We start from the raw sequence: 5408 nt of genomic DNA, 5'->3' as shown, positions 1-5408 counted from the left end.
GCATCGCACACACCTGATGAACTCCGGGCTGGCCCTGCTCATGCTGGCGGCGCCGGCGTCCGGCGCCGGCGCGGCCGAGTGGTGGGGCAAGAAGCTGCCCGGCCAGCCGCAGAACTTCATCTTCGGCTACGGATCGCTGATCAACACCGCGTCCCGCAACTCCACCGCCAGCAAGCCGATCGACGCGCTCCCGGTGCGGGTCTCCGCCTCCTTCGGCTATGTCAGGGCCTGGGTCGACCGCGCCAAGTCGGGCTTCACCGCCCTCGGGCTGCGCAAGCCCGGCGCCGGCGAGCAGGCGACGACGATCAACGGCGTGCTGTACCCGGTCGAAGGCAACGACATGGGCGCCTTCGATGCGCGCGAGGCCGGCTATAAGCGCATGGAGGTGCCGCGCGAGGCGCTCGAAGGGGTGTCCTGGGAACAGGTCCCGGCCGATGGCAAGATCTGGGTCTATGTCTCGGTCGGCAAGGACGGCGTGCCGGGCGAGGGGCTGCAGCCGCCCTCGGCAGACTATCCGCTGCTGCAATCCTATGTCGACGTCGTCATCGACGGGGCCCTCGAATACGGCCCCGACTATGCCCGCGAGCTGATCGAGACCACGGCGGATTGGAACCGCTACTGGCTGAACGACCGCGAGCTGCCGCGCCGGCCCTGGGTCTATGACAAGAACTATGCGGCCGTGGACAAGCTCTTGGAGGAGACGGCGCCGGCCGCGCCCCATTTCAAGGACCGCCTGTTCCCCGAGGTCTATGCGGTCCGCAACCTGGCGCCCGCCGCGCAGTGAGGCGCCGGACCCTGCCCGTGTCTCAGGCGACCTGCTGCGCCGGGGTCTTGCGCAGCCGGGCCCGGAGATGCGGGCAGGTGCCGCACTCGGCGATCTCCGGCAGCCGGTAGCGCAGGCAGCACAGCCGGCGCCAGCGCTTGGCCTCGCCGTCCTCCTCGATCGTCTGGATCGGGTCGAACAGCGGGTTCGGCGTACCGTCCGGCCGCTCGCGGCTGGACAGCAGCCGTCCGGCCTCGGCCGCCAGTCCGTCATCGGCCAGCGGATGGGCGGCGATCTCACCCAGGATCCAGTCCAGATAGACGGCGGCGTTGTTCCAGTAGAGGCGCGGCGCCACCCGTGTGTGCATCGCCCAGGCGGCGATGAAAGGCTCGATATGGCCGCCGACCAGCCGGTCGAAGCGGCGGAAGGCATCCGGCTCGTCCTCGGCTTCGCCGTCATGCGCCATGCGGAAGGCGATCGGGTGGCCCTCCGGCGCTCGGATCACCGCGACCTCCGACAAGGAGATCGGGAAGCGGCGGCCCAGCAGCAGGCTGGCGGCCATCACCGGCGGCAGCAGCCGGGCGAAGTACCATTGCGACCAGAAGGAGGCGACGGCGCGCCGGTCCGCCCCGGGATACTGGCCGGCATAGGCGTCGAGCACCCGGTCGATCGCCGCCGGGTCGAGCAGACTGCCGCCGGGCAGGGCGGGGCGCTCGTCATCCGGCAGCACCACCGCCTCGCCGCAATGGGCCAGATCGCCGGTGAAGACCGGCCGCAGGATCTCGATCATGTCCGCGCAGGCGTCCGGAGGCAAACCATCGCTCGTCGATATCGCAACTAAGATGCAATCGCAACTCTGTCGCGGATAGGGCTCCGGCAGAAGAAGTTGCATGGCTGCTGCAGAGGCCGATCAAAAATAGCATATCGGAGTCGAAAACCATTTTTGATATATGTTGGATGCAACTTCTGAGTTCAACGCCATGCAACTTCAGAACCAGCCCGCCCGCGGGCGGGCCGGGGCGGCCGGTCTACGCGCCCTGATACGCATCGCCGCGATGCCTCTCATCTCGGCGCTTCTCGTCGCCTGCAGCGTCTATGACATCCGGCCGGACATCGACCCTTCCGCCTCGATCTATGACGGTGCCCGGTACGAAGCGGATCTCAAGATCTGTCAGGATAGGATCGCGGGGACGTCGCTGGAGCCATCGGGCCCCGGTGGCGGGATGCGTGCCGTGGCGGCGACGGCGCTCGGATCCAGCGTCGCCGGCGGCGGCGCCGCGCTGTTCGGCGGCAACACCCGCGACGCGGCCGGCTGGGGCGCCTTGTCCGGGGCCGCCGCCGGGTTCAAGGGATGGGGCGAATCGCTCGCCGCCAACACGGTGCCCAGCGACAGCCTGCGGGTCGAAACCTGCCTGGCGCGGCGCGGCTACATGGTCCTCTGGGCCAATGGCTACAAGCTGCCGGCCTTCGATCCGCCGCTCGAGCGCTGATGGCCGGGATCGTCCGTCAGCGGCGACGCAGGTCGCGCCCGTCCAGCGTCACATTGGCGTCGGGGTCCAGCCGCCGCTCCTCGATCCGCAGCTCGGCCGCGCGCTCGATCCCGGCGCGGTGGTGGTGATAGATCTCGACCGCCTCGGCCGGCGTCGGGCGGTGCCCGAGCAGCGAGCGCAGCGCCACCGCCGGCAGGAACACCCGGCCGGCATAGTCGCCGACCTCGATGCCGAACTCGACTGCCTGGCGCGCCTCGTTCCAGGCGGCATCGTCGGGGAAGCTGAAGATCGGACGGGCCATGGCGCCTTCTACCAGCCCACGGCGCGCGGCGGCAACGTCAGGCCCGCCGCGAGACGCGGCAATGTCAGGCCCGCTCCGCCAGCGGCCAGGCGGCGCGGTAGGCGGCCTCGACATGCGGGCCGCAGGCCAGCGCCCGGCTGCGGTCGCCGCTGAGCGGCACGGCCACGGCGTCATGGTCGGGATTGGCGAAGAACGGCACCGAGATGCGGTCGCGGCCGGAGCGGTTGGCGACCCGGTGCGGGGTGGAGACGAAGCGCCCGTCGGTCCAGCTCTGCATCATGTCGCCGATATTGAGCACGAAGCTGCCCGGCACCGGCGTCGCAGCGATCCAGTCGCCGGCCCGGTTGCGCACCTCCAGCCCGCCGGTCTCGTCCTGCAGCAGGATGGTGAAGGCGCCGGTGTCGGTGTGCGCCTCGACCCCCTGCACCGCCTCGTTCGGCGGCTGCGGCGGATAGTGCAGCAGGCGCAGCTGGGTCAGCGGCTTGCGGAAATACGAATGGAAATGGTTGGGATCGAGGTCGAGGGCCCGGGCGAAGGCGCCGAGCAGCCGGTCGGTCAGTCCGGTCATCGCGGCGTAGTAGGCCTCCAGCGCCGTCCGGAAGGCAGGGGCGTCCTGCGGCCAGCGGTTCGGGCCGTGCATGACGCTGCCGGCCCGGACATCGGGGTCGTCCGGGCCGAGCTCGAGCATCACCTGGAACGCCTCCAGCAGCCGGCGCGGTACGCCGGGACCGGTGATGCCCATCGGCACATAGCCGCGGAAGCAGGGCGACCCGGCGACGTCCAGCGCCTCCCGCTCGGGCAGGGGCCGGGCAAAGAACCAGCGGGCGGCGGCGAACACTTGGTCGACCACCGCCGCCGGCACGCCATGGCCGGTGACGTAGAAGAAGCCGACAGTCTCGCAGGCCCGGCCGATCTCGGCCGACGCTCCCTCAGCGGCGATGTCGATCACCGGGATCCGCTGGAAATCCGTCACCGCGCCCGCCCCGTGCTGGTGGAGAGGGCAGGGTGGCGGGGCCCGGTCACCCGGTCAACGGACTACTTCGCGGTCAGGAAGGTGATGACGTCGCCGTCGAATTCCTTCGGGTTCTGCAGCATGCCGAAATGGCTGACATTCGGCAGGATGTGCAGCTCGGCGCCTGGGATGGTGCGCGCCAGGTACTCTGTGTGCTCGCGCTTGATGCCTTCGTCATATTCGCCGTCGGCGATCGCGGTGCGCACCTTGATGCCGCGCAACTGGTCGGCGGTGAAGTCGGGCTGGGTCGCCCACATCTGCGAGATCTGCTGCAGGAAGCTGTCATACTGGTCCGGCGTCTTGGACAGCTTCTGATATTCGGTGCCGGCGCGCTCGATGAAGGCGGCGAAGGTCGGGTTCTTGTCGAAATCCGGCTTCAGCCCGGTCAGGTCGGAGTTCGCGCCATAGGCGTAGAGCCGATTCAGCCGCTCCGGATGACGGATGGCGATGTCGAGGCCGATGATGCCGCCGTCGCTCCAGCCGACCAGATCGGCCTTCGGGATCTTCAGATGGTCCAGCAGCGCCAGCACGTCCGACGCCATCAGGTCGTAGCTGTAGGGCTGGGCCGAGCGGGTGCTGCGGCCATGGCCGCGGCTGTCGGCCACGATCACCTGGAAGCCCTGGGCGGTCAGCGCCGGCACCAGGCTGCCCCAGTAGTCGGAGTTGGACAGGCCGCCATGCAGCAGGATCACCGGCCGGCCCGTGCCGAACACGGCGTAATACATCTGGATGTCGTTGACCGGCGCCGCGCCGCTCTCGGCCGGCTTGGGCAGCGGCGGCGGATCCGGCAGGGTCTGCCAGACCTCGGCCGCCTGCGCCGTCAGCGCCGCGAGGCCGATGCCGGCGGCGACGGCGGCGCTCAGCAGGGTTCTTCCCAGACCACGGAACATGATGGGGGCTCCCGGTGACGGAATTGGGATCCAATCACAAGGCGCCGTGATCGTATCACCTGGGCGGTCGTTCGGCCCGATGCGGCACGAGACGGCGAACGGCCTCCACTCCGCCTGCGAGGAAGCGGTTCGACAGGGCCTCGTCGGCCGCGGCGCGGGCCAGGGTCAGGGCGCCGACCATGGCCGCCACCGCCTCCGTCGCCGCCGCGGGGTCGCCGCCATCGGCTTCGAGCGCCGCCGCGGCCAGCTCCAGCAGGCCGTGCAGCCCACGGGTGAACTCGGCCCGGGTCTCGGTCGGGTGGCGCGCGATCTCCGGCCCGATCGCGGCGGCGACGCAGCCCTGGCCCGGATGGTCGCGATGGGCCGGTGACAGATAGGCCTCGGCCAGCGTCGCCAGCTTCTCGCCCGGCGGACGGCCCTCGACGATCCGGCGCAGGCGGGTCTGGCTCTCGCCGAAGCCCTCGGCGCAGGCGGCGGCCACCAGCGCCTCCTTCGACGGGAAATGGGCGTAGAAGCCGCCATGGGTCAGCCCGGCATCGGCCATCAGCGCGGCGACGCCCACCGCCTCCACCCCGTCCTCGCGGAATCGCCTGGCGGCGGTGCGGATGATCCGCTCCCGGGTCTCCTGCTTGTGGTCCTTGCTGTAGCGCATGCCGGTCTCCGGCCTCTCCGCCTGGACATTGCCTTCTTAGATGATGCTTATCATATTGTGGGCATCATCTCACTGTCCAAGGGGCTTCCCATGTCCGCCGAAGATCCCGTCGTGATCGTCGGGTCCGCCCGCACGCCGCTCGGCCGCTTCCGCGGCGCGCTGGTGCCGCTGGCCGCGCCGCAGCTTGGTGCCGCCGCGATCGCCGCCGCCCTGGCCCGGGCCGGCGTCGCGCCGGCGCAGGTCGACGAGGCGCTGATCGGCTGCGTCCTGCCGGCGGGGGCGGGCCCGGCGCCCGCGCGC

8 protein-coding genes are annotated in these 5408 nt (G+C 70.5%); 3 read left to right on the top strand and 5 right to left on the bottom strand.

The window, feature by feature from the left end; genetic code table 11:
* A partial coding sequence (locus tag AAHM41_RS38620) for a gamma-glutamylcyclotransferase family protein (protein ID WP_342241947.1) occupies nucleotides 1-784 on the top strand: 784 nt, incomplete at its 5' end.
* A gap of 22 nt (nucleotides 785-806) precedes the next feature.
* Here AAHM41_RS38620 and fhuF read toward each other — a convergent pair.
* Nucleotides 807-1553, bottom strand: coding sequence for a siderophore-iron reductase FhuF (gene fhuF, locus AAHM41_RS38615; RefSeq protein WP_342241946.1), 747 nt, complete (start codon nucleotides 1551-1553; stop codon nucleotides 807-809).
* A 265-nt stretch (nucleotides 1554-1818) separates the two neighbouring features.
* On the opposite strand from fhuF, the gene AAHM41_RS38610 reads away from it, so the two are divergent.
* Nucleotides 1819-2253, top strand: coding sequence for a hypothetical protein (locus AAHM41_RS38610; RefSeq protein WP_342241945.1), 435 nt, complete (start codon nucleotides 1819-1821; stop codon nucleotides 2251-2253).
* A gap of 16 nt (nucleotides 2254-2269) precedes the next feature.
* Here AAHM41_RS38610 and AAHM41_RS38605 read toward each other — a convergent pair whose 3' ends face one another.
* From AAHM41_RS38605 to AAHM41_RS38590, 4 genes are all read right to left on the bottom strand, one after another.
* The gene (locus tag AAHM41_RS38605) at nucleotides 2270-2554 is read right to left on the bottom strand and encodes a DUF1488 family protein (protein WP_342241944.1); all 285 of its coding nucleotides are present in this window, start codon (nucleotides 2552-2554) and stop codon (nucleotides 2270-2272) included.
* Between the two features lie 64 nt (nucleotides 2555-2618).
* The gene (locus AAHM41_RS38600) at nucleotides 2619-3527 is read right to left on the bottom strand and encodes an isopenicillin N synthase family dioxygenase (protein ID WP_342241943.1); all 909 of its coding nucleotides are present in this window, start codon (nucleotides 3525-3527) and stop codon (nucleotides 2619-2621) included.
* 62 nt (nucleotides 3528-3589) lie between these two features.
* Nucleotides 3590-4456 carry an alpha/beta fold hydrolase gene (locus AAHM41_RS38595; protein ID WP_342241942.1) on the bottom strand — a complete coding sequence of 289 codons (867 nt, stop codon included), beginning with the start codon at nucleotides 4454-4456 and terminating at the stop codon, nucleotides 3590-3592.
* A gap of 55 nt (nucleotides 4457-4511) precedes the next feature.
* Nucleotides 4512-5108, bottom strand: coding sequence for a TetR/AcrR family transcriptional regulator (locus AAHM41_RS38590; RefSeq protein ID WP_342241941.1), 597 nt, complete (start codon nucleotides 5106-5108; stop codon nucleotides 4512-4514).
* A gap of 90 nt (nucleotides 5109-5198) precedes the next feature.
* On the opposite strand from AAHM41_RS38590, the gene AAHM41_RS38585 reads away from it, so the two are divergent.
* On the top strand, nucleotides 5199-5408 hold a 210-nt coding region (locus AAHM41_RS38585), incomplete at its 3' end, for a thiolase family protein (RefSeq protein WP_446719521.1).

It is taken from the genome of Inquilinus sp. OTU3971 (genome assembly GCF_038440215.1).
Note: the sequence above shows the minus strand (reverse complement) of the source record. Positions and strands in the feature narration are given on the sequence as shown.

Coding starts and splice junctions, on each gene's coding strand:
- fhuF (WP_342241946.1), bottom strand. CDS start 1,553: ATGATCGAGATCCTGCGGCCGGTCTTCACCGGCGATCTGGCCCATTGC.
- AAHM41_RS38610 (WP_342241945.1), top strand. CDS start 1,819: ATGCCTCTCATCTCGGCGCTTCTCGTCGCCTGCAGCGTCTATGACATC.
- AAHM41_RS38605 (WP_342241944.1), bottom strand. CDS start 2,554: ATGGCCCGTCCGATCTTCAGCTTCCCCGACGATGCCGCCTGGAACGAG.
- AAHM41_RS38595 (WP_342241942.1), bottom strand. CDS start 4,456: ATGTTCCGTGGTCTGGGAAGAACCCTGCTGAGCGCCGCCGTCGCCGCC.
- AAHM41_RS38590 (WP_342241941.1), bottom strand. CDS start 5,108: ATGCGCTACAGCAAGGACCACAAGCAGGAGACCCGGGAGCGGATCATC.